We start from the raw sequence: 22,846 nt of genomic DNA on the forward strand, positions 1-22,846 counted from the left end.
GGAGCTGGCTTGCCTGCGATGCTTTTAGCTGTTCAAAAAGCGCTGCAAAAAGTCGACGTGCTGGCGATGCGCAGTCTCCTGCACCACCGGCGCCAGCCGCACCTTCTCCCCCGGCAAACACTGCGCCAGCCGCGCCAGCGCCAATGGCGTCAACGCGCCCAAGCGCGGATAACCGCCAATGGTCTGCCGGTCATTGAGTAACACAATCGGCTGCCCATCCGGCGGCACCTGGATCGCACCCAGCGGAATCCCCTCGGAGATCAGCGACGGCCCCTGATACTGCAACGACGTGCCCAACAGGCGCATGCCCATGCGGTCGGCGCGGCTGTCCAGGGTCCATTCGGTGTTGAACGCATCGAACAGGCTTTGCCCGCTGAACTGGCCGATCTGGGCACCGACGATCACGTCCAATGCAGCCTTGACCAGGCCGGGATCATTCAGCACTTTCATTGCGCCGCCGACGCCGGAATACGCCAAGCGCCCGCCTTCGACCAGTGCCTTGCCGAAACCGTCCACGCCGCCCAGTTCTTCACGCACAACGGTGGCGCAACTGCCCAACACGTCCGGCGCATCGAACCCGCCCGGCGCGGCCAAGTAAGCCCGTGCGCCATTGAATGGCTGGGTGAAACGCAAACGCTGGCCCTTTTGCAGGATAAAACTGCGTCCGGGGCTGATGGCGCGTTCGTCGATGTACGCGCCCAAGTCAGCACCGGCCAGGGCCAGCAGGCAATATTCCTCCGCCTGTACGGTAAAACCGCCCAGGGTGATTTCCACCACCGGCACGTCCAGCGCATTGCCCAGCAGCCAGTTGGCCCAGGACATCGACACCCAATCCAGCGCGCCGCCCTGGGTTACGCCCAGGTGACGCACGCCAAAGCGGCCGGCGTCCTGCAACAGGCACAGCGGTGTGCTGGCCTCGATGATCAAGCGGCTCATGCCTGCGCCTCCAACGGCGTGTCATCGCCACCCAGTGTGATGAATTCGGCGTGATCGACCGATTCGAAGCGCACCGTGTCACCCGGTTGCATCAGGCTGTAGCCGTCTCGCTCACGATCGAAGAGTTTGGCCGGCGTGCGGCCTATCAGGTTCCAGCCGCCCGGCGAGACCACCGGATAAGCGGCGGTTTGCCGTTCGGCGATGCCGACACTGCCCGCCGCCACGCGTTTACGCGGGGTGTTGAGGCGTGGCGCAGCGAGGATTTCATCCACCAGGCCCATAAAGGCAAAACCGGGGGCGAAGCCGAGGGCGAACACTTGGTATTCGTGGGCGCTGTGGCGGCGGATCACTTCGTCGATGGCCAGGCCGCTGCGCTGGCTGAGCAGGCTCAATTCGGGACCGACGCTCAGGTCGTACCACACCGGCAGCACATGGCACTGGCCGCTGCCCTGGGTCTGCGGTTGCAGGTCTGTCAGGGCCTGGTCAATCAATTCCCGTGCCTGGGCTGGGTTCAATGCGCCGAGGTCGTAATGCACCATCAAGGTGGTGTAGGACGGCACCAGGTCGACCAACGCCGCGCCGAAACCGCTGCGCAGGCGCTGGGTGGCGGCGAGCATCCACGGCATGTTGGCTTCGGCGATTGCATCAAACAGACGCACCATCAGGCAGTCGATGGCCACCACTTCAATCCGAGGCTTCATGCTGACTTCAATGCCTCGCGGATACGCTGCACGGCGGCGACCGAGCTGGCGTTGTCGCCGTGTACGCACAGGGTGTTGGCTTGCAGGACCAGCGAGCTGCCGTCGCTGGCGGTCAGCGCTTCCCCCCTGGAAATGGTCAGGGCTTGCTGCAGGATGGTGTCGGCATCGTGGTGCACGGCGCCGGGCAACTGCCGCGAGACCAGGTGGCCCTTATTGTCGTAGGCGCGGTCGGCAAAGGCTTCGAACCACAAGGTGACGCCATATTCATCGCCCAAGGCCTGCGCGGCGCTGTTGTCGCGGGTTGCCAGCAACATCAGCGGCAGGTCGCCGTAAGCCGCCACGGCCTGGATCACCGCGAGCAATTGCGCGGGCTTGGCCATCATGTCGTTGTACATCGCGCCGTGGGGCTTCACGTAGCTGACCCGCCCACCTTGCGCCCGGCAGATGCCGTCGAGGGCGCCGATCTGATAGTGCAGCAGGTCCTGGATTTCCTGGGGCGTGTAGGCCATGGAGCGACGGCCGAAACCTTGCAGGTCCTGGTACGCCGGGTGTGCGCCGACTTGCACGCCATGCTTGAGCGCCAGGCTGACGGTCTTGCGCATGATGCTCGGGTCGCCGGCATGGAAGCCGCACGCCACGTTGGCGCAATCAATGAACGGCATGACCTCGGCGTCCAGACCCATAGTCCAGTTGCCGAAGCTTTCGCCGATGTCGCAATTCAGAAGAAGGCGGCTCACGGTAGGTGCTCCTGTAGGCTTTATTTTTTTGTAGTGTGGGATTTTTTACGCAGAACTCGCAACTTGTCCTGACCCCCCTACGACGCTTATCGTGGAATAGCTCGATTTTTGGCGCTGGCCCGGTGCGGCGTCCAACTAATAAAAACCGATCCATGCATAAGAAAAAGTTGATCCCATGAATTTGAAGTTCCTCGAAACCTTCGTCTGGGTGGCCAAGCTCAAGAGTTTCCGCCTGACCGCCGAGAAGTTGTTCACCACCCAGGCGTCGATCTCCAGCCGCATCGCCGTGCTGGAAAGCGAGTTGGGGGTGAAGCTGTTTCTGCGCGACTCACGCGGCGTGAGCCTGACCCCGGAAGGTTTGAAGGTGCTCGATTACGCCGAGCAAATGATGGTGACCATACAGGGCTTGAAGCAGTCCCTGGAGACCACCAGCAGCAAAGTCGGGCGCATCCGCATTGGCGCGATGGACACGGTGATCCACACCTGGCTCAGCCCGTTGGTGGCGGAACTGATGGACCATTTCCCGCTGGTAGAAATCGAACTGGTCGCCGATACCGCGCTGAACCTCAGCGATCAGCTGCAAAAAGGCTTCCTCGACCTGATCCTGCAAACCGACCTGCTGCGTCTCGAAACCGTGCGCAGCCTGGAGCTGTGCAGCCACCCCATGGCCTGGATCGTCGCCAGCCAGTCGATCTACAACCGTGACTACGCCTCCCTCGCCGAACTGGCCCAGGAGCGCATCATCACCTACTCGAAAAACTCCCATCCACACCAGGACGTGATCAGCCTGATGCAGGCCAACGGCGTGGCCGCGCCACGCATGAACTGTGTGAATTCGGTGTCGGCCATCACCCGTTTGCTGCGCGATGGTTTTGGCATTGGCGCACTGCCGCCGGTGCTGGTCAGCGAAGAACTGGCGCGCGGGGAATTGGTGATGTTGCCGATGGCGCAGAAACTGCCGAACTTGCAGGTGGTGGTGTCGTGGCGCGTGGGCGTGGAGCTGGTGGAAGAGATTGTCGGGTTGTGCCAGAAGGTCGTGGCGCGGTATGCCCAAGAAGTCGGTGAAGACAGGATGCAACTGACAAAGACCGATTAAACCTGTGGGAGCTGGCTTGCCTGCGATAGCGGTGCATCAGTAAAAGATGTGCTGGCTGACCCACTGCTATCGCAGGCAAGCCAGCTCCCACATTAGACCGAGTTGAGCTTTTAAAGCCCCTTCAGGTCCCGCTCTTCGATCGGCCGGCTCTGGCGCAGGCGCTTGCCGCCCAACACTACCCAGTCGATCAGACGGAACAGGCATTCCAGGCCGAACGACAACAACATCGCCCCGCCCAGCCCCCAGCCCATGGCCTCGGGCGTCAGCAGTATCTGGTAGCTGTAGCCGTTCCAGGTTTCCTGGCGAATATCCGGGTCCGCCGCCACCGCCACTTGCAGGGCGCGGATGTACCACGGGCCTTGCATGGCCTGGAATTGCTTGTCCAACGCCACCTGGCGGTCAAGCATGGCGCCCAGGCTGTTGGCGTCGCTCTGGAACACCGGGTCATCACTGGCGCGGTAATGCGCGACCAACGCCTTCAAGTCACCGTTGAAGAACTGCCGCGCAGTGTTTTCAAACCCGCTGAGGCCGGTCTGGGCCTCGATCAGATGAGCCTCGACGCGCTTGGCGTAGTCGTTGATGAACCCCGGCACTTGCACGCCGACCAACAGGCCAATGGCAAACAGCACCAACCGCAGATAACTGAGCAACATGGTCGATATCCTTACTCGGTGATGCCTTGGCTGACGCATTCGCCGCGTCGCCACAGGCTCCATTGGCCCGGTTCGTAGCGGGTCCAGTTTTCGTTGTCGGTCAAAGGCTCGGTGGCGATCACGGTCACCACGTCGTTGGGCGTGGTTTCGGCCTGAAAATCGACGATCACGTCAACATCTTTCAAGCGTGCCGGGCCAAACGGGGCGCGACGGGTGATTTGCGCCAGCTTGGTCGAGCAATAGCAAAACAGCCAGTCGCCGTCGCTGAGCAGGCAGTTGAACACGCCTTTGCTGCGGTATTCGGAGCAGGCGGCGATCAGGTCCGGCAGGACTTTTTCAATGTCCACCGGCTCTGGGAAGGCTTCGCGCACGCGGTTGAGCAGATCGCAAAAGGCCGCTTCGCTATCGGTATCACCCACCGGGCGGTAGAAGGTGGCGCGTGGGTTGAAGTCGGCCAACTGGCCGTTATGCGCAAAGCACCAGTTGCGGCCCCACAGTTCGCGAACGAACGGGTGAGTATTGGCCAGGCTGACCTTGCCGACGTTGGCCTGGCGGATATGACCGATCACCACTTCGCTCTTGATCGGGTAACGTTGCACCAGCAGCGCGACTTCCGATTCGCTGCTGGCCGCCGGGTCCTGGAACAGACGCAGGCCACGGCCTTCATAGAACGCGATGCCCCAACCGTCACGGTGGGGACCGGTGCGCCCACCGCGCTGCATCAGCCCGGTGAAGCTGAACACGATATCGGTGGGGACGTTGGCACTCATGCCCAATAATTCACACATGCCAGGGCTCTCGCAGCAGGGCGGACAACGTTAAAGACGCGGCTCGACGCGCAGACCGCTCACAGTTGCAGGACGGCGGAAAGGCACGTCATCGTCGTCTTGATCCGGTTCGGCAGCCAGGGCGGCATCCGCGGCGGCCTTGCGCTCACGGCGGGCCTTGGCGGCGCGCTCGATGGGCCAGCGGATCAGCACAAACACCAGGTACACGCCAAAGGCGATCATGCTGTACATGAACAGATCGGAAATGGCCCGCCAGGCGTTATTGCCGACCTTGAGCACCAGGTCCAGGGCGGTGATGGCCACGGCCGGCGCGAACTGGGTCTTGACCGGATCGACGATGGTCGGGCTGAACAGCAGCACCGCCATCAGCAATTGCAGCGGCTCGCGCAGCCAGCGCCAGATCCAGCGGGTCATGCGCCACCACACCAACAGGCAGCCCAAAGCGGCGAAGGCGTAAAGGCCCCAAGCGGTCAGATAGTCGTTCTCGGTCATGGTGTCCATGGCAAGGTTGGCAAACAGGCGGCTATGATAACGGCTTTTGCGTGTCGCGGCTGCAAAGCCTGCCACCGTCCGCCCGATAGAGAATAATCCCATGCCTACATCGACCGCTCCGATTGCCCGCAAGGCCCAAGGTCCAGATCCGTACGCCTGGCTGCAAGAGCGCGACAGCACTGAGGTGCTCGATTACCTCAAGGCCGAAAACGCCTGGCAGGAAGCGCAACTCGCCGACCAGGCAGCGCTGCGCGAAACCCTGTTCGAGGAGATCAAGGGCCGCATTCTCGAAACCGATCTGTCGCTGCCGTCGCCATGGGGCCCGTATCTGTATTACACCCGCACCACCGCCGGTGACGAATACGCCCGCCACTACCGCTGCCGTCGCCCGGCCGACGACAGCAACCAGGTGGATGACAGCAGCGAAGAGTTGTTGCTGGACCCGAACGTGCTGACCAATGGCGGTTTCTTCTCCCTCGGCGCGTTCAGCATCAGCCCCGACCACCAGCGCCTGGCCTACAGCCTCGATACCAGCGGTGAAGAGATCTACACCCTGTACGTGAAGGAATTGGCCACCGGCAAAGTCAGCGAACTGGCGTTTGAAAACTGCGACGGCAGCATGACCTGGGCCAACGACAGCCTGACCCTGTTCTTCGGCGAACTGGACGACACCCACCGCCCGCACAAACTGTATCGCTATCGCCTGGACGGCACCGCGGCGCAGGAAGTGTTCCATGAGCCCGACGGCCGTTTCTTCCTGCATTGCTACCGTTCCAGCTCCGAGCGCCAGTTGCTGCTGTCGCTCGGCAGCAAGACCACCAGTGAAGTCTGGGCCTTGGACGCCGACCAGCCACACCTGGACTTCACCTGCCTGGCGCCACGGGTCGAAGACCATGAATACGATGTCGACCACGGCCAGTTGAATGGGGCGTGGACCTGGTTCATCCGCAGCAACCGCGATGGCATCAATTACGCCCTGTTCGTGGCGACCGACATTGGCGACGTGCCGACACAAGCTGAATGGCAGAACCTGATCCCCCACAGCGATGAGGTGATGCTCGACGGCGTGAGCCTGAACACCCATGCCATGACCCTGAGCCTGCGCATCGGTGGCCTGCCGGTGATCGAAGTGCACCCGCAGGGCTTGCCCGCCTATCGCGTGGAATTGCCTGACGCCGCCTACAGCCTCTACGTACAGAACAGCCTGGAATTTGTCAGCGACAAGATCCGCCTGCGTTACGAAGCCCTGAACCGTCCGGCCCAGGTGCGTCAGCTGGAACTGGCCAGTGGCGCGCAACAGGTGCTCAAGGAAACCCCGGTACTCGGCGTGTTCAATGCCGACGATTACGTGAGCCAGCGCCTGTGGGCCACCTCGGCGGATGGCACCCAGGTGCCGATCAGCCTGGTGGTCAAGCGCAACCAGCTTGGTAAAACAACGCCCCTGTACCTGTACGGCTACGGCGCCTATGGTTCGAGCCTGGACCCGTGGTTCTCCCATGCACGCCTGAGCCTGCTGGACCGAGGCGTGGCGTTTGCCATCGCCCATGTGCGCGGCGGCGGCGAGCTGGGTGAGGCCTGGTACCGCAACGGCAAGCAGGAACACAAGCAGAACACCTTCAGCGACTTTATCGCCTGCGCCGAACACTTGATCGCCGAGGGCCTGACCACCTCCAAACAACTGGCCATCAGCGGCGGCAGTGCTGGCGGCCTGTTGATCGGCGCAGTGCTCAACCAGCGCCCGGAGCTGTTCCAGGCAGCGATTGCCGAAGTGCCGTTCGTCGACGTGCTCAACACCATGCTCGACCCGGAGCTGCCGCTGACCATCACCGAGTACGACGAGTGGGGCAACCCGGAAGAACCGGACGTCTACGAGCGCATCAAGGCCTATGCGCCCTACGAAAACGTTCGCGCCCAGGCCTACCCGCACCTGCTGGTGATTGCCGGCTACAACGACAGCCGCGTGCAGTATTGGGAAGCCGCCAAGTGGGTCGCCAAGCTGCGCGACACCAAGACCGACGACAACCTGCTGCTGCTCAAGACCGAACTGGGTGCCGGCCACGGTGGCATGAGCGGTCGTTACCAGGGATTACGTGACGTAGCACTCGAATATGGCTTTGTGTTCAAGGCACTGGGGTTGGTTTAAGGAACTTCGTACGGCGGTCCTGTCTGAACACAGGACCGCCTACTGATTGATGGACCAAGATTGCAGCCATGGCACTACCCACATTAATGAATACCGAAATCCGCGACATGCTCATGGATTGCGGCCTGTTTGACCCGCTGTTGCCGGAAGACTTTCACGTCGCCGCCGGCTATTTCAATATCAGCAGCATTGCCCGCGATGAGGTGATTTTCCTCGAGGGCGATGCCGGCACCTTCATGTGCATCCTCCACAGCGGCCAGGTGGCGGTGCAAAAAACCAACCACGACGGCCAACGCCTGACCATCGCCACCCTGCGCAGCGGCCGGGCCTTTGGCGAAATGGCGGTACTCGACGGCGAGCGACGCTCGGCCAGTTGCATGGCGGCCAGTGACTGCGTGCTGTTGAACCTGGGCAAGGATTCCCTGGAAAAGATGCTCAACGAAGCGCCCAGGGTCGCCGCCAAGATCATCCGCGCGATTGCCATCGCCCTGTCCAAGCGCCTGCGCATGGCCGACGGGCAATTACTCTCGCAACAGTTTTAGCCGCCCGGCGTCTTCGGCTTGCTGTCATTCTGCAGCAGGCCCGGCACCGTCTGGTCCTTGGGTGGCGTGGGCAGCACGATGGGCACCAAGGGCGGCGAGCCGTTGGTCTTGGGCACGGCCGGTGGGGTGACTTGCGGGTACAACGTCGGCGTCGGGGTGCCCGGTGCGCCTGGCGTTGGGGCGGGCGCGACCGGTACGGTTTGCAACTCCTGAGCCTGCGCCGCACCAGAGGCGAGCGCGCTCAACACAATGACCGTTAGAATGCTGCACTTCATCGATGGCTCCATGGCCTGACCGGAATGTCGTAAGGCTACTCCCAACCGCGCAAGAATGCCCTTCCCAATGAGATTTCCATGAAACGTTTCGTTCTGCTGGACACCACCCCGATCCCCGACAACGGCGGTGCCTTGTGCCTGTTCGAATACGGTGAAGATTTCGTCATCAAGATCCAGGGCGGTGACGGCGGCCAGTTGATGAACACGCGCATGCACGGTTCTGAAGACGCCTTGGCGGAAATCCCTTGCCGCAAAGTCGCCGGGCGTGCGGATTCACGGGTGTTGATCGGTGGCTTGGGCATGGGGTTTACCCTGGCGTCAGCCCTCAAGCACCTGGGCAAGACTGCCGAAGTGGTCGTGGCGGAACTGGTGCCGGGCGTCGTGGAATGGAACCGTGGGCCGCTGGGCGAAAAATCCGGCCGCCCGCTGCTGGACCCGCGCACGGTGATCCGCCTGGAAGACGTGGCCAAGGTGCTGCAAGCCGAGCCCCAGGGCTTTGACGCGATCATGCTGGATGTGGACAACGGCCCCGAAGGCCTCACGCAAAAGGCCAACAGCTGGCTCTATTCCGCCGGAGGCCTGGCGGCCTGCGCCAAGGCCCTGCGCCCCAAAGGCGTGCTGGCCGTGTGGTCGGCCAGCGCGGACAAGCTGTTCAGCGACAAACTGCGCAAGGCCGGTTTCAAGGCCGAGGAAGTGCAGGTGTTTGCCCATGGCAACAAAGGCACCCGGCACACCATCTGGATTGCGCAGAAGGTGTGATCGGTTAGCGCAGGGAATTGCGGTAATCGATCACATACGGGACTTTTTTGTCGAAGGTCTTTTCCAGCTCACTGCGGTCGAGTTTGGTCATACCGCCCAGTTGATGGGCGGTGAAACCGCTGTCGCCGACCTGTGAGCCCGGCGCCAGGCTGATCATGCGCTTGGCCACGGCCTCAATGGCGTCCTTGTAGCCACCCTTCTTGTTCAGGTTGTACTTGCCCAGGTCAATTTGAGTGCGCAGCCAATTGCCCCAGTAGAACTCCAGGAATTCCGGCGCGATCTCGCCAGCCTCGGGCTTGCCATACGCGGCCTTGCGGGTGAAATACACCAGGCTGCGGAACGTGTCGTCCTGCAGGTTCTTGAAGCCCAGGTGCGCCGGCAGTTGCTCGGGCGGTAGGGTCTGGCCTTGATTGTCCTTGAGCCACACCTTGCGCGCGGCCTGCATGCGCTGCCAGAAGTTGGCCAGGGTCGGGCTGTTGCTGAAGTCATCGGTGACCTTGACCCACATGTTCAGGCGAGGCCCACCGCCGGGCACTTCCCACAAGGTGGTGAAGCTGTGGTGACCGTCGGTCAGGTACAACTGGCCGCCGGGGCCGACTACCACGGTTTTCATATCGTCGGGATGGGTGCCGACCGGGTCCTTGCAGGTGAAACTCGTCGGCTTGTGCAGGTCCGCGCCCTTGGGCACGTTGTCGGCCTCGCCCTGGCCGTTGGTTTCGCAGTATTCATCGAAGACCTTGGCAGGTTTGTCAGCGAACAGGCCGAGGCTGTAGTAGATCTGGTCGAAACCCACCACGGCCTGGGTCGGGTGCAACTGGTCGAGGGCCACCTCGATCACCTGGCCGGGTTGGGGTGTAGAAAACGCTTGGGCTTGGGCCGTGAGCCCACACAACAACAGTGCAACAGTCCATGAATGCAGACGCATGAGTTTCAGTCCTTATGAGTAAAGTGAAGCGGTTATTTGCAGCGCGAGCGGCTAGAATCAACCCTATCCGTGAACCCCAAAATAGCCAGGAGCCATGATGAGCTCGACCAACCCGCCCTCCCACACCGCCAAGCTGGATCGCATCCTTGCCGATGCCCAGCGCGACCGGGAAATGGGCTACCGTGACAAAGCCTTGAAAATGTACCCCCACGTGTGTGGCCGCTGCGCCCGTGAGTTCGCTGGCAAACGCCTGAGTGAGCTGACCGTACACCATCGAAACCACAATCATGATGACAATCCCCAGGACGGTTCGAACTGGGAGTTGCTGTGCCTGTACTGCCACGACAACGAACACTCTCGGTATACCGACCAGCAATACTTTGGCGACGGCTCCACCAGCAGCCCGACGATTGCCAAGGCCACGCATAACCCGTTTGCGGCGTTGGCGGGGTTGATGAAGAAAGACAGCTGACCCTCCCTCTCTGTAGGAGCGAGCTTGCTCGCGAAGATCGTCAACGATAACGCGTGCATTCAGTATGAACGCGGTGATCTCGAGTTCTTCGCGAGCAAGCTCGCTCCTACAGTTATACTGCGGTCTTTTTCGCCAAGGCACCCTTCCCCGTGGGCAATAAACGCTACAGCTGCATCGGTTTGTACAACCCCAAATCCCCCGAAAACGTCGGTTCGGTCATGCGTGCCGCCGGCTGCTACGGCGTGGCCTCGGTGTTCTACACCGGCGTGCGTTACGAGCGCGCGCGGGACTTCATCACCGACACCAAGAAAGTTCACCACGACATTCCGCTGATCGGCATCGATGACCTGAAAAAGATCCTGCCCTTGGGCTGCATTCCTGTCGCCGTGGAACTGGTGGAAGGCGCTCGCCCCCTGCCCGAATACACCCACCCCGACCGCGCGCTGTACATCTTCGGCCCGGAAGACGGGTCGCTGGATAAAGAGATCCGCGATTGGTGCGAAGACGTGGTCTACATCCCGACCACCGGCTGCATGAACCTTGCCGCTACCGTCAACGTGGTGCTCTACGACCGTCTGGCCAAGGGCAACAACACCCGTTCGGGCCCCAAGTACTGATCTTTCGGGAACATCCGGCGCCTGCGGGCAGTCAGCTACTTATCAATAGCCCTCGTTGGAGACAGATCATGAGCGACAGCAAAACCTTGCGACCTATCATCGAACACGCGCCTTTCGAGACCCAGCCCACACAGAACGTACACGGCTGGGAACGCATCGGCTCGGTGGCCGGTGGCGTGATGATGGTCGGCAAAGGCCTGCGCCGTGGCGGAATTTTCGGTTTGATCCAGGTAGCGATCGGCGGCGTGGCGCTGGCCCGTGGTTTTACCGGGCACAGCTCGCTCAAGGACAAGCTGGAACAGGGCCGCCACGAAATGAACACGGTGCGCACGAAGATCGAGCGCGCCGGGGCCGAGCTGAAGAATCTGAAGACCAAGGCTGAAGTGGCGGCCGAGAAGGCCACCAAAACTACCGGCTAACGCAGCAGCTTGTTGTCCAGCACCACCGACGACTCGCCGATGATGCTCTCAGCCAGCTTCACAAACTCCGCGGTGGTGATGCTGTTGGCACGCATCACCGCCTGCGCGAGGTCATCCAGCGAGCGTTTGTTGTGGGTCTTTACGCGGATCTCGCGGTCCAGCTCCTGCAACACCACCACCGCCCGTGACACCGTTGCGCCGCTGACCTGCTCGCCGCGCAGGCTGGTCACGTCCTTGCCTTCCTTGGCCAACCGCGCCTGTATCGCCTGATACCGCTCGTCAGTGATGCCACCGGCCCGACGTACCAGTTCAATGCCGTAGTACTCGGCCAGGCCTTCGCTGATCCAGTCACTGGTATCGTGGTCATTGAAGCGTCCGATCGCCTGCACCACTTCGCGTATCAACGGGCTGCCGCCGTTTTCGCTGACCAGCGGCGTACGACTGTTGAGGTAGATCGAATCCCGCGCCGAGAACGCGCCACGGCGCATCGGGTCGCTGGCGCCCACCACCAGCAGCTTGGCCGGATGGCGTGGGAAGGCCGCTTCCACTTGGGGCCAGACGAAGGTCAGCAATGTCAGCACATCCATGCGACGCATGGCCTGGCCCTTGGGTGAAGCCACGGTGACTTCCGTCTCGCCCAGGCGCACACGGCGGCTGCCGAGGTTGCCGGCGAGCATCCAACCGGTGGGCCGGTCGAACAGGCGGGAGACGTTGTCGATGCGGAATTTGTTCTTGCCGATGCGCGGCCAAGCGGTTTCGACGCTTTTCCAGCCGGCTGGCAGTTCGAACACCAGGCGTGAGACCAACTCGACGCCGTCCTGCTGGTCGAGCCGCGCGGTCGGCACCAGGTCTTCGCCGCGAAACAACGCCCAGCTCGGCGTCATCCGCGCTTCATAGAGACCGGCCTTGCGTGCATGAGTGAGGCGTACGCGGTAGGTCAGGCTGGCTTTGTTGGCGCTGGGTTGCCACAGGCCACGATGCTCGGTGATGCTCCATTGGCCGTCGGCCTTGAAGTCGCTGTAGTCACCGTCGGGGCCAAGGTCGAAGTTCAGGCTGCGCACCACCGAGCCTTGGGACAGGCTCAGCCGCACCTCGGCCTGATCACTCTGGGGCAACAGTTTGACGTGATAATCCAGGTCGACTTTCTTCGCGCACCACGCGGATGTACTCAGCGCCAGCAACACCACAGATGCCGCCAGCTTGATTGCCCCCCTCATACCCACTCCTTGTCAGCCCGCGCGGAAAATCAGGTAATCCTCCCAGTCATCCTCAGGCACGCTGCCTTCGCTGAGCATGCGCCCGGACTGGGAAATGCGTTCGTGGTGCACGGCATCGCGGTCGCCGCAGACCAAGTGGTGCCACAGCGGCAGGTCCTTGCGTTCGCTGACCAGGCGATAGCCGCAGGTGGGTGGCAACCATTTGAACTGGTCGGCCTGACCCGGCGTGAGCTGGATGCAGTCCGGCACCGACGCACGACGGTTCGGGTAGTCGGTGCACTGGCAGGTTTTCAGGTCGAGCAGTTTGCAGGCGATCCGCGTGTAATAGACGCTGTTGTCGTCTTCGTCCTCAAGCTTTTGCAGGCAGCACAGGCCACAGCCGTCGCACAACGACTCCCATTCCTCCTGGTCGAGGTGCTCAAGGGTTTTGCGTATCCAGAAAGGTTCGACTTTGGCGGCCATGGCTCTACATCAGTATCGGTAGGTGAAAAGGCCGCCAGTCTAGTGCCCAAGGCCCCTGGGGCCAAGCGCTTACGACTGGCGGTGTAACAACACTTGTCAGTCTAGTGGCCGCGCAGTAGTTTTGAGCGCCGAATTGACGATCAGGAACTGCTCCATGACACGTGTTGCCGATTATCCGATCCACACCCAGTTCACCGACCGTTGGTCGCCCCGCGCCTTCACCGGCGAGAGCATTGACCAGGAAACCCTGCTGAGCTTCTTCGAAGCCGCGCGCTGGGCGCCGTCCGCCTACAACTCGCAGCCATGGCGCTTTCTCTACGCGCGCCGCGATACGCCGGACTGGGAGCGTTTCCTGGGTTTGCTGAATGAATTCAACCGCAACTGGGCGCAGCATGCGTCGGCCTTGGTGATCATCGCCTCGAAAACCGACTTCACCGCCCCCGGCGCTACGGAAGAAACCCCGGCCCTGTGGCACACCTTCGACACCGGCTCGGCCTGGGGCCACTTGGCGCTGCAAGCCAGCCTCAGCGGCTGGCACACCCACGGCATGGCCGGTTTCGATCAGGAACTGACCCGCAAAGAGCTGAAAATCCCGGAAGGTTATGCCCTGCATGCCGCTGTTGCGGTTGGCAAGCTGGGGGACAAGTCGAGCTTGCCGGAGTACCTGCAAGGTCGTGAGGCGCCAAGCCCGCGTCGTCCGTTGAGCGAGTTGGTCTCAGAAGGTGATTTCAGCCTGTAATGCCAAGAGGAGCCGGCATGCCGGCTCCTCTGCTATCAGTAACCGCGCTCGAAATCCACGTTCCCGCGCAAGTCTTGCTTGGCCTGATACGCCCGCACATTTTGTACGAACAGTTCCACCATCAATGCCGGCGACGTCGGCGCCGAGCTGTGGCCAGTCAGTAACAGCCCCCAGGCGGTCCAGAACGGATGACGTTGCGGCAGTGGCTCCTGGCGGCATACATCAATCACCGCACCGGCCAGATGCCCTTCTTTCAAGGCCTCGACCAAGTCCGCATCCACTACCGACACACCACGCCCGACGTTGATAAACAACCCGGTCGGCTTGAATTGCTTGAACAGCGCCGCGTCGTACAGGTCATGGGTACTTGGCGTGTTGGGCAGCAGGTTGATCACGTAGTCCACCTCACCCACCAGGCGACCCAGGGCTTCAAGCCCGGCCACTTCGATAAACGGCGCCTGTTCCCGGGCGGAACTGGCGATGCCGTACAGCTTCACGCCGAACGGCACCAGGAACTCGGCAACGCTCTGGCCGATGTCGCCGGTGCCGACGATCAGTACCTTGCGCCCCGCCAGGCTCTGGCCCATGCGGTTGTCCCATTTGCGCTCGACCTGGCTGACCAGGCGCGCCAGTACTTCGCGTTCATGGCCGAGCATATAGGTGAGGACAAATTCGGCCATGACCTGGCCATAAATGCCCACCGCACGCGTCAGGCGATAGTCGCGGGGCAAGCCTTCAGCCAGCAGCGGCGTAATGCCGGCCCAGGTCGATTGCAGCCATTGCGGCTGATGGCCTTGGCGCAGCAGCGTCGCCAGCAAGTCCGGCTGGCCCAGCCAGACCGGGCAATCGGCGGCCAGGCGCGACAGTTCTGCCGAGTCGCCGCTGGTCAGCACTTCAAGGTCCGGTGCCGCTTCGCCGAGCAATTGGGCGTAGAGCGGGTGATCCTGTTCAGCAATCAGAACACGCATGCATAAAACCTTTCAAAACAGTACGGACGGCTGCCCGCATCCTTACGGCCACCGCCCACTTATACGATTCCATTGAAGCAAGTGCCCCGGACGGAGCACGGGTCGATCACATCGGGTCGTTGCGACGCAGCAGCTCTTCGGGCAAGTGTTCGATGTACTCGTCCTCGGGCGGCGGCATTTGCAGGTGGTAACCCTGTTTGTCGAGGTTTTCCAGCACCTGCACGATGTCTTCCTGTTGCAGTTTGCGTTCAGGCGTCAGCACCAGGTTGAACGCATGTACCGGCTTGCCGAATACGCTGAGCAGGCCTTCTGGCACGCGCTCGAGGGCATCGCTTTTCAGGACGTAAAGGTACATGCCGGCGCGTTTAGGGCTGCGGTAGATGGAGCAGATACGTTTCAAGGCTGTTCTCCGGCGGTAGCCAGGCTGTCGAGCAGCGCCTGGCCCATCAACTCGCGGCGCCAGCCACGCAGCGAGTCTGGCAATTTATAAGGCCCATCGGGGTAGCCACTTTTGACCAGGGCTTCGAGGGTTTTCTTGCGCAGCATCAGTTCCGGCGCCATTTCCAGGCGTTCGGCTTCGGTCTGGCCAAGGGCGCGCAGTTGCTTGATCAGCGCGGCAGCATCCACCGGCAGAGGTTCGGCAACGGCAGGCGGCCATTGGTCCATCGGCACGCTGCCGGCACGCTTGATCAGGTCCAGCAGGAACTGGCCGTCCTGACGCACGGTGCGCGGGTGCATGTCTTCGATCTTGCCCAGTGCGGCGAGGTTATCCGGCTGGGATTTGGCCAGGGGCCACAACGAGTGTTCGCGAATGATGCGGTTGCGCGGCAGGTCACGGGCGCGGGCCTGCTGCTCGCGCCACGCGCACAGTTCACGCAGCACAGCGAGCTGGGCGCGGGACAGCTTCCAGGCCAGCTTGGCGTCGCGGTACACCTCGTACGGATCGACTTCACGGCGCAGGTTGGCGACCAACTCCGCACCGTCTTCCAGCACCCAGGCGTACTTGTCGTCCGACAGCTGCGGACGCAGGCGGGTGTAAACCTCGGCCAAGTGCACCGCGTCTTCGGCGGCGTAGCTGACTTGCGTCTCGGACAAGGGCCGCTGCAGCCAGTCCGAACGGGTCTCGCCCTTGGGCAGCTCGATATCCAGCACGGCTTGCACCAGGCGCGAGTAGCCCATGGAGAAACCAAGGTTCAGGTAAGCGGCGGCCAATTGGGTGTCGAACAACGGCACTGGCAGGCTGCCGGTCAAGCGCAGCAACACTTCGAGGTCTTCGCTGCAGGCATGCACCACCTTGATCACCGCCGGGTTCTCCAGCAAGGCGGCCAGGGGTTGCCAGTTGTCGATGGTCAGGGGATCGATCAGGTAAGCGCGCACGCCATCACCAATCTGGATCAGCCCGGCAATGGGATAAAAGGTGTCGACCCGCATGAATTCGGTGTCGAGGGCGACGAATGGCAACTGCTGCCATTCGGCGCAATGCTGGCCGAGGCTATCGTTGTCGCAGATCCAGTGAATATCGATGGCCACACGGCTCTCCCTTGAAGAATGGCGCGCAGTATATATCGCGAAAGGGGCTAGCGAGCATCCGCAGTGCACAGGCAACCATGAAAACTCAGACAGGAGTTGAAGAATAGTCCTACAGGGTGGACTTATCCTCTCTTACGCAGCACGTAGACCCGCCACTGGCTTGAGCCCGGAATGAATTCCTGATGATGCAGGACCTTGAAGCCCGCCTGGCGGAACTCATCTTCGACGGCCGTACGAGAGTTGACCGAGACAATCACCGTGTCGCGGCTGACCCGGTGGAACTCACGCAGCAATGCGAATCGCCCTTCGCTGCTGGGCACATGGCGAAACAATTCCAGGCAGAAAATGCAATCCACCGCATTCGCCGACAAGCTGATGGAGAACGCCGAGCCCTGGAAGGTCTTGACGCGTTTGAGCAAGGACGCCGGGTGATGGGTGCGGGCATGGTCGAGCATGTCCTGGGAGTTGTCCGACGCCAGGATCACCCGGTTGACGTGTTCGGCCAGCACTGGCCAGAAGCGCCCCGAGCCACAGGCCAGGTCCAACACCAACCCAGGTTCACCGGCGACTTTCAGCGCCTGGCGCACCATCCACTCGTCGCGCCACGACGCCAGTCGCTGCCGCAGCCCTGGCGGGCGTGTATCGCCGCAGACCCTGGCGTGCTCGCGGTCACAGCGCTCGGCGTATTCGATCTCGATGGAGGATGGTGGTTGTGGCGACATCGCGGGCTCATGTGGGTGGAACGGCAGTGAACGACCTTGATTCGCAGCTTAACCAGTGCAATGTCAAAAAAAGGTCGAAACGTTCACCACCGAAACGCCGATCACGCCTGATGCAAATACCAGCGCCAATCCTGCTCGCCCACTTCGCCCATGAACTGGCGATATTCGGCGCGCTTGACCGCCAGGTACACGTCGAGGAATTCACTGCCGAACGCGTCCCGCGCCCAGCTCGAACCTTCCAGGGCACGTAGCGTGGTCAACCAGTCGGTAGGCAGCAACTCCTTGGCCTGGGCGTAGCCATTGCCTTCTACCGGGGCGCCGGGGTCACGCTGTTCGCGGATGCCGCGATGGATGCCGGCCAGAATCGCGGCAGCAGCCAGGTAAGGGTTGGCGTCGGCACCGCAGATTCGGTGCTCGATATGCCGGGAGTTCGCAGGCCCGCCCGGCACGCGCAGGCTGACGGTGCGGTTGTCCACGCCCCAAGTGGCGGCCAGCGGCGCGTAGCTGTTGGTCTGAAAGCGGCGGTAGGAATTGGCATTGGGGCAGAACATCAGCAAGGAATCGAGCAAGGTGCTGAGCATGCCGCCCACCGCCTGGCGCAACAGCGGCGTGCCGTCGGTGGCTTCGCTGGCGAACAAGTTATTGCCCTCGGCATCCGCCAGGCTCACGTGCATGTGCATGCCGGTGCCGGCCAGGTCGTCGAACGGCTTGGCCATGAAGCAAGCCGTCATCCCGTGTTTATGCGCCACACCCTTGACCAGGCGTTTGTAACGCACCGCCTCGTCCATGGCTTGCAGGGCGTCGGCGCGATGTTCCAAGGTGATTTCCACCTGGCCCGGCGCATATTCAGAGATGGCCGTGCGCGCCGGGATGCCTTGCAGTTTGCAGGCGCTGTAAAGGTCAGCGAGGAAGGGTTCGATCTGCTCCAGCTCGCGCAGGCCGTAGACCTGAGTCGAGCGCGGGCGCCCGCCGTCCACATCCCGCGCCGGCTGCGGGCGGCCGTTGCTATCGGGTTTCTGGTCGAGCAGGTAGAACTCCAGCTCCGCCGCCATCACCGGGTAGTAACCGTCAGCCTTGAGCCCGTCGATCACCTTGGCCAGCAAATGCCGGGGATCGGCGACGGTCGCGGGCAGGCCTTCGGTGGGGTGCATGCTGACTTGCACGGCCGCCGTCGGAATCAGGCGCCACGGCATGCGCTGCAAACTGCCGCTGATCGGGTAGGCGCGGCAATCGATATCACCCACCTCCCACACCAGTCCGGAGTTTTCCACGTCGTCGCCATTGATGGTCAGGCCAAGAATGGTACTGGGCAACGGCCGGCCGCTTTCATACACCGCCAGCAACTCATCGCGGTGCAGCAACTTGCCGCGTGGCACGCCATTGTTATCGAGGATAAACAGCTCGAACATCTCAATGTCCGGGTTCTGTTCAAGGAAGGACTGGGCTTCGTGCAGGCAGGCAAAGACACTCATGGGCATTCTCATACGTGTGGGTCAGGCAGGCGCGCAGGTGCGCGCCATCCAGGGGATGGATCAACGTAGGAATGCTGTATCTGGTGGGCGTGCGTGTCGGCAGTGGAACAGGGCCCAGAACGCGAGATCGGACGGCAGTGTCGCGGGGTGGGTGTCGGAAGAGCCGTCCATGCGGGAATCACAGTGCTAGAGGTAACCGCCAGCGTCACACGCCTGCACAGGTGATTAAATTCAGGGTTGACGGAGTTTGGTTGCGACTTGGCTAAACATTCGCCGCATCCACACTCCTTCTGCCTCTGTAGGAGCGAGCTTGCTCGCGAAGGTCGCTAACGATAACGCTGGCCGTCAGGATAAACTCGGCGGCTTGATTTTTTCGCGAGCAAGCTCGCTCCTACAAAAACAATAGCCCCCTGCCCCGAGGACTCGACCGCATGAAAGCTCCTTTCGCCCTCTGTGTACTGGCAAGTCTGGCAACCAGCGCCCTGGCCGACACCGCGCCTTCGCGCCTTGACCAAGTGTTGCAACGCGGCACGCTGACGGTCTGCACCACCGGCGACTACAAGCCCTACACATCGCTGCGCGCCGACGGCCGCTACGAAGGCATTGACATCGCCATGGCCGAGTCCCTGGCCAAGAGCCTCAACGCAAAGATCCAATGGGTGCCCACCACCTGGAAAACCCTGATGCCCGACTTCCTGGCCCAGCGCTGTGACATTGCCGTGGGCGGGATTTCGGTGTCGCTGGAGCGCCAGAAAAAGGCCTTCTTCAGCCAATCCCTGGGCGTTGACGGCAAAATCCCATTGGTGCGCTGTGCCGATGTGCAGCGCTACCAGACCGTCGAACAGATCAACCAGCCCCAGGTACGCGTAATCGAACCGGCCGGCGGCACCAACGAAGTATTCGCCCGTGCCCACTTGGGCCAGGCGCAGATTCGCCTGCACGACAACGTGACCATCTTCGACGAACTGCTGGCCGGCAAGGCCGATGTAATGATCACCGACGCCAGCGAAGCGCGTTACCAGCAGAAGCTCAAGCCGGGGCTGTGTGCGGTGAACCCCGAGCGGCAGATGCAGTACAGCGAAAAAGCCTTCCTGTTGCCCCGTGATGATGTGGCCTGGAAAAGCTACGTCGATCAATGGCTGCACCTGAGCCAGGCCACGGGGGCCTATGACGCTATCGTCAGCCAGTGGCTGGCCGCGCCTTGATCAACGCCACGAAGGCGCGACACGCGGCACTGCGATAGGCGCCCTTGCGGCTCAGCAGTGCCACGGTGCGTTGCGGCAATGCCGGGCTGATCGCCACCGCGTTCAAACCTGGCTGGGCCTCGGCAATTGCACTGGGCAGGATGGTCGCCAGTGCCGTGTTGCGCACGATTTCGATGATCGCGCTGATGGAGTTGGCCTCCATCGCAATCAAAGGGCTTATCCCCTGGGCACGGCAGTAATCATCAATGTAGCGGCGGGTCGCAAAGCCGGTGTTCAACAACACCAGGGGTTGCGCCAGCCACTGCCGACTGTGCAACCCCGGATGGTTGGCGCCGACCACCACACTCAGCGTTTCAACAAACAGCCCTTCGCACTCGATGTCCGGCAGATGCTCGCCGGTAAAACCAATGCCGATATCCAGCGCGTCTTCCGCCAAGGCGGTTCCCATGCGGTCCTGGGTCAGCTCCTCGATGCTCACGGTAATGCCCGGATAGCGCTGGTTGAACTGCGCCAGCAACGGCCCGATCAGATACGCGGTAAAAGTCGGCGTCATGGCCAGGCGCAGGTTGCCCCGGCTCAAGTCCTGCACGTCATGCATGGCGCGGGTGCCGGCCTGCAAGTCCTGCAAGGCCAGCCGTGCAAAGCGCACATAGGCCTCGCCGGCGTCGGTCAGGCTGACGCTGCGCCCGGAACGGTCCAGCAGCGGTGCACCCAAGGTGTCCTCCAACTGCTTGATCTGCTGCGACAAGGTCGGCTGCGACACATGCAGCGCCTCGGCGGCGCGGGTGAAATTGCGGTGTTCAGCCACCGCCAGCAGGTAACGGATATGGCGCAGCAGCATCGAAGCCCCCGACTATAGGCATGACCAATAGAAACCATAATAAGCCGGTCTTGGACGCTATAGCTGAAAACTTCCATCCTTGCCCCATCAGCGACGCAAGGAGAACCTCCCATGCAACATCTCATCGACGGCTTCCGCAAATTCCAGGCCGAAGCCTTTGCCCAACGCAGCGACCTGTTCAAACACCTGGCGACCACGCAAACCCCGGGCACACTGTTTGTGTCCTGTTCCGACAGCCGTGTGGTCCCCGAGCTGCTGACCCAGCAGGAACCGGGAGACCTGTTCGTGATCCGCAACGCCGGCAACATCGTGCCGTCCTACGGCCCGGAGCCAGGCGGCGTGTCGGCCACCGTCGAATACGCGGTGGCGGTGCTGGGGGTCAGTGACATTGTGATCTGCGGCCATTCCGACTGCGGGGCGATGACTGCCATCTCAACCTGCAAATGCCTGGACCACCTGCCCGCCGTGGCCAACTGGTTGCGCCATGCCGAGTCGGCCAAGGTGATCAACGCCGCCCGCCAACACACATCCGATGCCGCCCGCTTGAGCGACTTGGTGCGCGAAAACGTGATCGCCCAACTGGCCAATCTCAAGACCCACCCTTCCGTCGCCCTGGCCCTGGAACAAGGCCGGCTGACGTTGCACGGCTGGGTGTACGACATCGAAACCGGCGCTATCGACGCCCTGGACAGCCGCAGCGGGCGATTCGTGTCGCTGCTCGATCAGATCCACGCGGCCTGACCCCATTTCCAACCCAGAGGACATCACCATGTTGCAATCCAACTTCTCCCAAACCCCACGCCTGGCCCTCGCCGACACCGTTATCGACCTCAAGGCCCGCAAGAACCTGTCCTGGCAGGACCTCACCGACGGCACCGGGCTCAGCCTGGCGTTCGTCACTGCCGCCCTGCTCGGCCAGCACCCACTGCCCAAGGACGCTGCAGATGTGGTGTGCGACAAGCTCGGCCTGGACCAGGACGCCAGCCGCCTGCTGCAAAGCGTGCCCCTGCGCGGCTGCTTCCCCGGCGGCGTACCGACCGACCCGACGATGTACCGTTTCTACGAAATGCTTCAGGTCTATGGCACCACCCTCAAGGCGCTGGTGCATGAGCAGTTTGGCGACGGCATCATCAGTGCGATCAACTTCAAGCTGGACATCAAGAAGGTCGAGGACCCGGACGGCGGCTCCCGCGCGGTGATCACCCTGGACGGCAAGTACCTGCCGACCAAACCCTTCTGAGTCGCCCGCGACCGTCTACGCTCTTGTCACATCAACAAGAACGAGGGACGGGTAATGAAGGGACTGCTCCGATTCACCTGGCTGCTGCTGTTGTGTTTCAGCCAGGTGCACGCTGCAACGACTCAGGATGAAGACGCCCAGGCGGCCAAGGCGCTGCTGGAAAAAGCCTTGGCCTACTACCAGAGCAACGGCGACAAGGCGTTTGCCGCCTTCAGCCGGCAGGGCGAATTCGTCGACCACGACCGCTATGTGTTTGTGGTCGACACAAAGGGCGTGCTGCTGGCCAGCGGGGGCCCCTCTTCCGCCTTGATCGGCCGCGATGTATCCGAAGTCCTCGGGCCGGATTTGCGCCAGTCCTTCAAGGATGCGCTCAAGGTGCCGGAAGGCCAGGGCATCCAGCAGGCCGACTATCGTTGGCAGAACTGGAACGATGGCAAGGTCGAACACAAGCACGTGTTTTATCAGCGTGTGGGCGAACGCATCCTCGCGGTGGGTTATTACCTGCCACGGGCCACGCCGGAACAGGCCCGGGCCCTGCGCAACAAGGCGGCAACCGCCTTGCTCAAGGATGAAACCGGCACACTCAAGGCCATCAACTCATTGCAGGGCGGTTTCCTGCAGGATGACCTTTATGTATTCGTGGTGGACCTCGATACCCAGCGCTATGTAGCCCATGGCACCAACCTGCGACTGGTCAACACCGACTTCAGCAAGATCAAGGACCCGGACGGCAAGCCGGTGGGCGAGCCGATCCTCAAGTTGATGGCCGAGCAGGATCAGGGCGAATACAAATACCGCTGGAAAAACCCGTTGACCGACAAGGTCGAGAACAAGCATGCGTATGTGCGCAAGGCCGGGCATTTCATGGTGGCGGTGGGTTATTACAGCCCTTGAG

28 protein-coding genes are annotated in these 22,846 nt (G+C 62.0%); 12 read left to right on the forward strand and 16 right to left on the reverse strand.

Annotated features, from left to right (window positions below; genetic code table 11):
• Window positions 1–24 precede the first annotated feature (24 nt).
• Genes HX793_RS01760 through HX793_RS01770 form a run of 3 tightly spaced genes read right to left on the reverse strand, consistent with a single transcriptional unit; the run spans window position 25 to window position 2,374 of the window.
• Window positions 25–936 (reverse strand): 5-oxoprolinase subunit C family protein, encoded by a 912-nt coding sequence (locus tag HX793_RS01760; protein WP_177051060.1) that lies wholly within the window; start codon window positions 934–936, stop codon window positions 25–27.
• Window positions 933–1,637, reverse strand: coding sequence for a 5-oxoprolinase subunit B family protein (locus HX793_RS01765; protein ID WP_177051058.1), 705 nt, complete (start codon window positions 1,635–1,637; stop codon window positions 933–935). Before HX793_RS01765 ends, HX793_RS01760 begins: the two co-directional genes overlap by 4 nt.
• Window positions 1,634–2,374 (reverse strand): 5-oxoprolinase subunit PxpA, encoded by a 741-nt coding sequence (locus tag HX793_RS01770; protein ID WP_177051057.1) that lies wholly within the window; start codon window positions 2,372–2,374, stop codon window positions 1,634–1,636. The genes HX793_RS01765 and HX793_RS01770 overlap by 4 nt, the downstream gene beginning before the upstream one ends.
• Window positions 2,375–2,549: 175 nt before the next feature.
• On the opposite strand from HX793_RS01770, the gene HX793_RS01775 reads away from it, so the two are divergent.
• Window positions 2,550–3,470 (forward strand): LysR family transcriptional regulator, encoded by a 921-nt coding sequence (locus HX793_RS01775; protein ID WP_177051055.1) that lies wholly within the window; start codon window positions 2,550–2,552, stop codon window positions 3,468–3,470.
• Window positions 3,471–3,580: 110 nt separating this feature from the next.
• Here HX793_RS01775 and HX793_RS01780 read toward each other — a convergent pair whose 3' ends face one another.
• The 3 genes from HX793_RS01780 to HX793_RS01790 are packed head-to-tail and all read right to left on the reverse strand — an operon-like array spanning window position 3,581 to window position 5,478.
• Window positions 3,581–4,123: a DUF2937 family protein gene (locus HX793_RS01780; RefSeq protein WP_016975238.1), complete on the reverse strand. Its 543-nt coding sequence runs from the start codon at window positions 4,121–4,123 to the stop codon at window positions 3,581–3,583.
• A gap of 11 nt (window positions 4,124–4,134) precedes the next feature.
• Entirely contained in the window at window positions 4,135–4,911 is a 777-nt protein-coding gene (locus HX793_RS01785; protein WP_016975237.1) for a class II glutamine amidotransferase, read from the reverse strand.
• Window positions 4,912–4,941: 30 nt separating this feature from the next.
• Complete coding sequence (locus HX793_RS01790) at window positions 4,942–5,478, reverse strand: MFS transporter (protein ID WP_177051395.1); 537 nt, start codon at window positions 5,476–5,478, stop codon at window positions 4,942–4,944.
• A 25-nt stretch (window positions 5,479–5,503) separates the two neighbouring features.
• Between HX793_RS01790 and HX793_RS01795 the strand changes: the two genes are divergently transcribed.
• Window positions 5,504–7,546: a S9 family peptidase gene (locus HX793_RS01795; RefSeq protein WP_177051053.1), complete on the forward strand. Its 2,043-nt coding sequence runs from the start codon at window positions 5,504–5,506 to the stop codon at window positions 7,544–7,546.
• 68 nt (window positions 7,547–7,614) lie between these two features.
• A complete protein-coding gene (locus HX793_RS01800) occupies window positions 7,615–8,088 on the forward strand; it encodes a cyclic nucleotide-binding domain-containing protein (protein ID WP_016975234.1) in 474 nt (157 codons plus the stop codon).
• Here HX793_RS01800 and HX793_RS01805 read toward each other — a convergent pair.
• On the reverse strand, window positions 8,085–8,363 hold the full coding sequence (locus HX793_RS01805; protein WP_025999649.1) for a hypothetical protein: 279 nt from the start codon (window positions 8,361–8,363) through the stop codon (window positions 8,085–8,087). The two genes, HX793_RS01800 and HX793_RS01805, sit on opposite strands and share 4 nt — an antisense overlap.
• A gap of 78 nt (window positions 8,364–8,441) precedes the next feature.
• Here HX793_RS01805 and HX793_RS01810 point away from each other — a divergent pair, with 78 nt between their 5' ends.
• Window positions 8,442–9,122, forward strand: a complete 681-nt coding sequence (locus tag HX793_RS01810) for a spermidine synthase (protein WP_028619395.1) — start codon at window positions 8,442–8,444, stop codon at window positions 9,120–9,122.
• A 4-nt stretch (window positions 9,123–9,126) separates the two neighbouring features.
• On the opposite strand, the gene HX793_RS01815 is transcribed toward HX793_RS01810, so the two are convergent.
• Window positions 9,127–10,047, reverse strand: a complete 921-nt coding sequence (locus tag HX793_RS01815) for a ParB/Srx family N-terminal domain-containing protein (protein WP_177051051.1) — start codon at window positions 10,045–10,047, stop codon at window positions 9,127–9,129.
• A 97-nt stretch (window positions 10,048–10,144) separates the two neighbouring features.
• Between HX793_RS01815 and HX793_RS01820 the strand changes: the two genes are divergently transcribed.
• The 3 genes from HX793_RS01820 (at window position 10,145) to HX793_RS01830 (ending at window position 11,555) form a co-directional block, all read left to right on the forward strand.
• A complete protein-coding gene (locus tag HX793_RS01820) occupies window positions 10,145–10,519 on the forward strand; it encodes a YajD family HNH nuclease (RefSeq protein WP_016975230.1) in 375 nt (124 codons plus the stop codon).
• Between the two features lie 149 nt (window positions 10,520–10,668).
• Window positions 10,669–11,136: an RNA methyltransferase gene (locus HX793_RS01825; RefSeq protein ID WP_003189607.1), complete on the forward strand. Its 468-nt coding sequence runs from the start codon at window positions 10,669–10,671 to the stop codon at window positions 11,134–11,136.
• A 68-nt stretch (window positions 11,137–11,204) separates the two neighbouring features.
• Window positions 11,205–11,555, forward strand: a complete 351-nt coding sequence (locus HX793_RS01830) for a YgaP family membrane protein (RefSeq protein ID WP_177051049.1) — start codon at window positions 11,205–11,207, stop codon at window positions 11,553–11,555.
• Here the strand turns inward: HX793_RS01830 and HX793_RS01835 are convergent.
• Entirely contained in the window at window positions 11,552–12,772 is a 1,221-nt protein-coding gene (locus tag HX793_RS01835) for a hypothetical protein (protein ID WP_177095981.1), read from the reverse strand. The two genes, HX793_RS01830 and HX793_RS01835, sit on opposite strands and share 4 nt — an antisense overlap.
• A gap of 12 nt (window positions 12,773–12,784) precedes the next feature.
• Entirely contained in the window at window positions 12,785–13,234 is a 450-nt protein-coding gene (locus HX793_RS01840) for a YcgN family cysteine cluster protein (protein ID WP_003172524.1), read from the reverse strand.
• Window positions 13,235–13,388: 154 nt separating this feature from the next.
• On the opposite strand from HX793_RS01840, the gene HX793_RS01845 reads away from it, so the two are divergent.
• Window positions 13,389–13,973 (forward strand): nitroreductase family protein, encoded by a 585-nt coding sequence (locus tag HX793_RS01845; RefSeq protein ID WP_016975227.1) that lies wholly within the window; start codon window positions 13,389–13,391, stop codon window positions 13,971–13,973.
• A 35-nt stretch (window positions 13,974–14,008) separates the two neighbouring features.
• Here HX793_RS01845 and HX793_RS01850 read toward each other — a convergent pair whose 3' ends face one another.
• The 5 genes from HX793_RS01850 to HX793_RS01870 all read right to left on the reverse strand — a co-directional run bounded on the left by HX793_RS01850 (window position 14,009) and on the right by HX793_RS01870 (window position 18,665).
• On the reverse strand, window positions 14,009–14,941 hold the full coding sequence (locus HX793_RS01850) for a D-2-hydroxyacid dehydrogenase (RefSeq protein WP_016975226.1): 933 nt from the start codon (window positions 14,939–14,941) through the stop codon (window positions 14,009–14,011).
• A 106-nt stretch (window positions 14,942–15,047) separates the two neighbouring features.
• Window positions 15,048–15,341 carry a YcgL domain-containing protein gene (locus HX793_RS01855; protein ID WP_010212133.1) on the reverse strand — a complete coding sequence of 98 codons (294 nt, stop codon included), beginning with the start codon at window positions 15,339–15,341 and terminating at the stop codon, window positions 15,048–15,050.
• Entirely contained in the window at window positions 15,338–16,471 is a 1,134-nt protein-coding gene (rnd, locus tag HX793_RS01860) for a ribonuclease D (RefSeq protein WP_095015110.1), read from the reverse strand. The genes HX793_RS01855 and rnd overlap by 4 nt, the downstream gene beginning before the upstream one ends.
• A gap of 122 nt (window positions 16,472–16,593) precedes the next feature.
• Entirely contained in the window at window positions 16,594–17,193 is a 600-nt protein-coding gene (locus HX793_RS01865; protein WP_177051045.1) for a class I SAM-dependent methyltransferase, read from the reverse strand.
• Between the two features lie 101 nt (window positions 17,194–17,294).
• Window positions 17,295–18,665: a glutamine synthetase family protein gene (locus HX793_RS01870; protein WP_177051043.1), complete on the reverse strand. Its 1,371-nt coding sequence runs from the start codon at window positions 18,663–18,665 to the stop codon at window positions 17,295–17,297.
• A gap of 431 nt (window positions 18,666–19,096) precedes the next feature.
• Here HX793_RS01870 and HX793_RS01875 point away from each other — a divergent pair, with 431 nt between their 5' ends.
• A complete protein-coding gene (locus tag HX793_RS01875) occupies window positions 19,097–19,870 on the forward strand; it encodes a transporter substrate-binding domain-containing protein (RefSeq protein WP_177051041.1) in 774 nt (257 codons plus the stop codon).
• Here HX793_RS01875 and cynR read toward each other — a convergent pair.
• Window positions 19,845–20,711, reverse strand: coding sequence for a transcriptional regulator CynR (cynR, locus tag HX793_RS01880; protein ID WP_177051039.1), 867 nt, complete (start codon window positions 20,709–20,711; stop codon window positions 19,845–19,847). The genes HX793_RS01875 and cynR overlap by 26 nt on opposite strands.
• 111 nt (window positions 20,712–20,822) lie before the next feature.
• On the opposite strand from cynR, the gene HX793_RS01885 reads away from it, so the two are divergent.
• From HX793_RS01885 to HX793_RS01895, 3 genes are read left to right on the forward strand one after another with little or no spacing between them, the layout of a single operon-like run.
• Window positions 20,823–21,452 (forward strand): carbonic anhydrase, encoded by a 630-nt coding sequence (locus HX793_RS01885; protein ID WP_016975220.1) that lies wholly within the window; start codon window positions 20,823–20,825, stop codon window positions 21,450–21,452.
• 28 nt (window positions 21,453–21,480) lie between these two features.
• Window positions 21,481–21,951: a cyanase gene (cynS, locus tag HX793_RS01890; RefSeq protein WP_016975219.1), complete on the forward strand. Its 471-nt coding sequence runs from the start codon at window positions 21,481–21,483 to the stop codon at window positions 21,949–21,951.
• Window positions 21,952–22,005: 54 nt separating this feature from the next.
• Entirely contained in the window at window positions 22,006–22,845 is an 840-nt protein-coding gene (locus tag HX793_RS01895) for a cache domain-containing protein (RefSeq protein ID WP_177051037.1), read from the forward strand.
• Window position 22,846: the final 1 nt, after the last annotated feature.

The organism is Pseudomonas reactans (assembly GCF_013387025.1).
GTDB classification, from domain to species: domain Bacteria; phylum Pseudomonadota; class Gammaproteobacteria; order Pseudomonadales; family Pseudomonadaceae; genus Aquipseudomonas; species Aquipseudomonas reactans.

Coding starts and splice junctions, on each gene's coding strand:
- HX793_RS01760 (WP_177051060.1), bottom strand. CDS start 936: ATGAGCCGCTTGATCATCGAGGCCAGCACACCGCTGTGCCTGTTGCAG.
- HX793_RS01765 (WP_177051058.1), bottom strand. CDS start 1,637: ATGAAGCCTCGGATTGAAGTGGTGGCCATCGACTGCCTGATGGTGCGT.
- HX793_RS01775 (WP_177051055.1), top strand. CDS start 2,550: ATGAATTTGAAGTTCCTCGAAACCTTCGTCTGGGTGGCCAAGCTCAAG.
- HX793_RS01780 (WP_016975238.1), bottom strand. CDS start 4,123: ATGTTGCTCAGTTATCTGCGGTTGGTGCTGTTTGCCATTGGCCTGTTG.
- HX793_RS01785 (WP_016975237.1), bottom strand. CDS start 4,911: ATGTGTGAATTATTGGGCATGAGTGCCAACGTCCCCACCGATATCGTG.
- HX793_RS01795 (WP_177051053.1), top strand. CDS start 5,504: ATGCCTACATCGACCGCTCCGATTGCCCGCAAGGCCCAAGGTCCAGAT.
- HX793_RS01800 (WP_016975234.1), top strand. CDS start 7,615: ATGGCACTACCCACATTAATGAATACCGAAATCCGCGACATGCTCATG.
- HX793_RS01805 (WP_025999649.1), bottom strand. CDS start 8,363: ATGAAGTGCAGCATTCTAACGGTCATTGTGTTGAGCGCGCTCGCCTCT.
- HX793_RS01810 (WP_028619395.1), top strand. CDS start 8,442: ATGAAACGTTTCGTTCTGCTGGACACCACCCCGATCCCCGACAACGGC.
- HX793_RS01815 (WP_177051051.1), bottom strand. CDS start 10,047: ATGCGTCTGCATTCATGGACTGTTGCACTGTTGTTGTGTGGGCTCACG.
- HX793_RS01820 (WP_016975230.1), top strand. CDS start 10,145: ATGAGCTCGACCAACCCGCCCTCCCACACCGCCAAGCTGGATCGCATC.
- HX793_RS01830 (WP_177051049.1), top strand. CDS start 11,205: ATGAGCGACAGCAAAACCTTGCGACCTATCATCGAACACGCGCCTTTC.
- HX793_RS01835 (WP_177095981.1), bottom strand. CDS start 12,772: ATGAGGGGGGCAATCAAGCTGGCGGCATCTGTGGTGTTGCTGGCGCTG.
- HX793_RS01840 (WP_003172524.1), bottom strand. CDS start 13,234: ATGGCCGCCAAAGTCGAACCTTTCTGGATACGCAAAACCCTTGAGCAC.
- HX793_RS01845 (WP_016975227.1), top strand. CDS start 13,389: ATGACACGTGTTGCCGATTATCCGATCCACACCCAGTTCACCGACCGT.
- HX793_RS01850 (WP_016975226.1), bottom strand. CDS start 14,941: ATGCGTGTTCTGATTGCTGAACAGGATCACCCGCTCTACGCCCAATTG.
- HX793_RS01865 (WP_177051045.1), bottom strand. CDS start 17,193: ATGTCGCCACAACCACCATCCTCCATCGAGATCGAATACGCCGAGCGC.
- HX793_RS01870 (WP_177051043.1), bottom strand. CDS start 18,665: ATGAGTGTCTTTGCCTGCCTGCACGAAGCCCAGTCCTTCCTTGAACAG.
- HX793_RS01875 (WP_177051041.1), top strand. CDS start 19,097: ATGAAAGCTCCTTTCGCCCTCTGTGTACTGGCAAGTCTGGCAACCAGC.
- cynR (WP_177051039.1), bottom strand. CDS start 20,711: ATGCTGCTGCGCCATATCCGTTACCTGCTGGCGGTGGCTGAACACCGC.
- HX793_RS01885 (WP_016975220.1), top strand. CDS start 20,823: ATGCAACATCTCATCGACGGCTTCCGCAAATTCCAGGCCGAAGCCTTT.
- cynS (WP_016975219.1), top strand. CDS start 21,481: ATGTTGCAATCCAACTTCTCCCAAACCCCACGCCTGGCCCTCGCCGAC.
- HX793_RS01895 (WP_177051037.1), top strand. CDS start 22,006: ATGAAGGGACTGCTCCGATTCACCTGGCTGCTGCTGTTGTGTTTCAGC.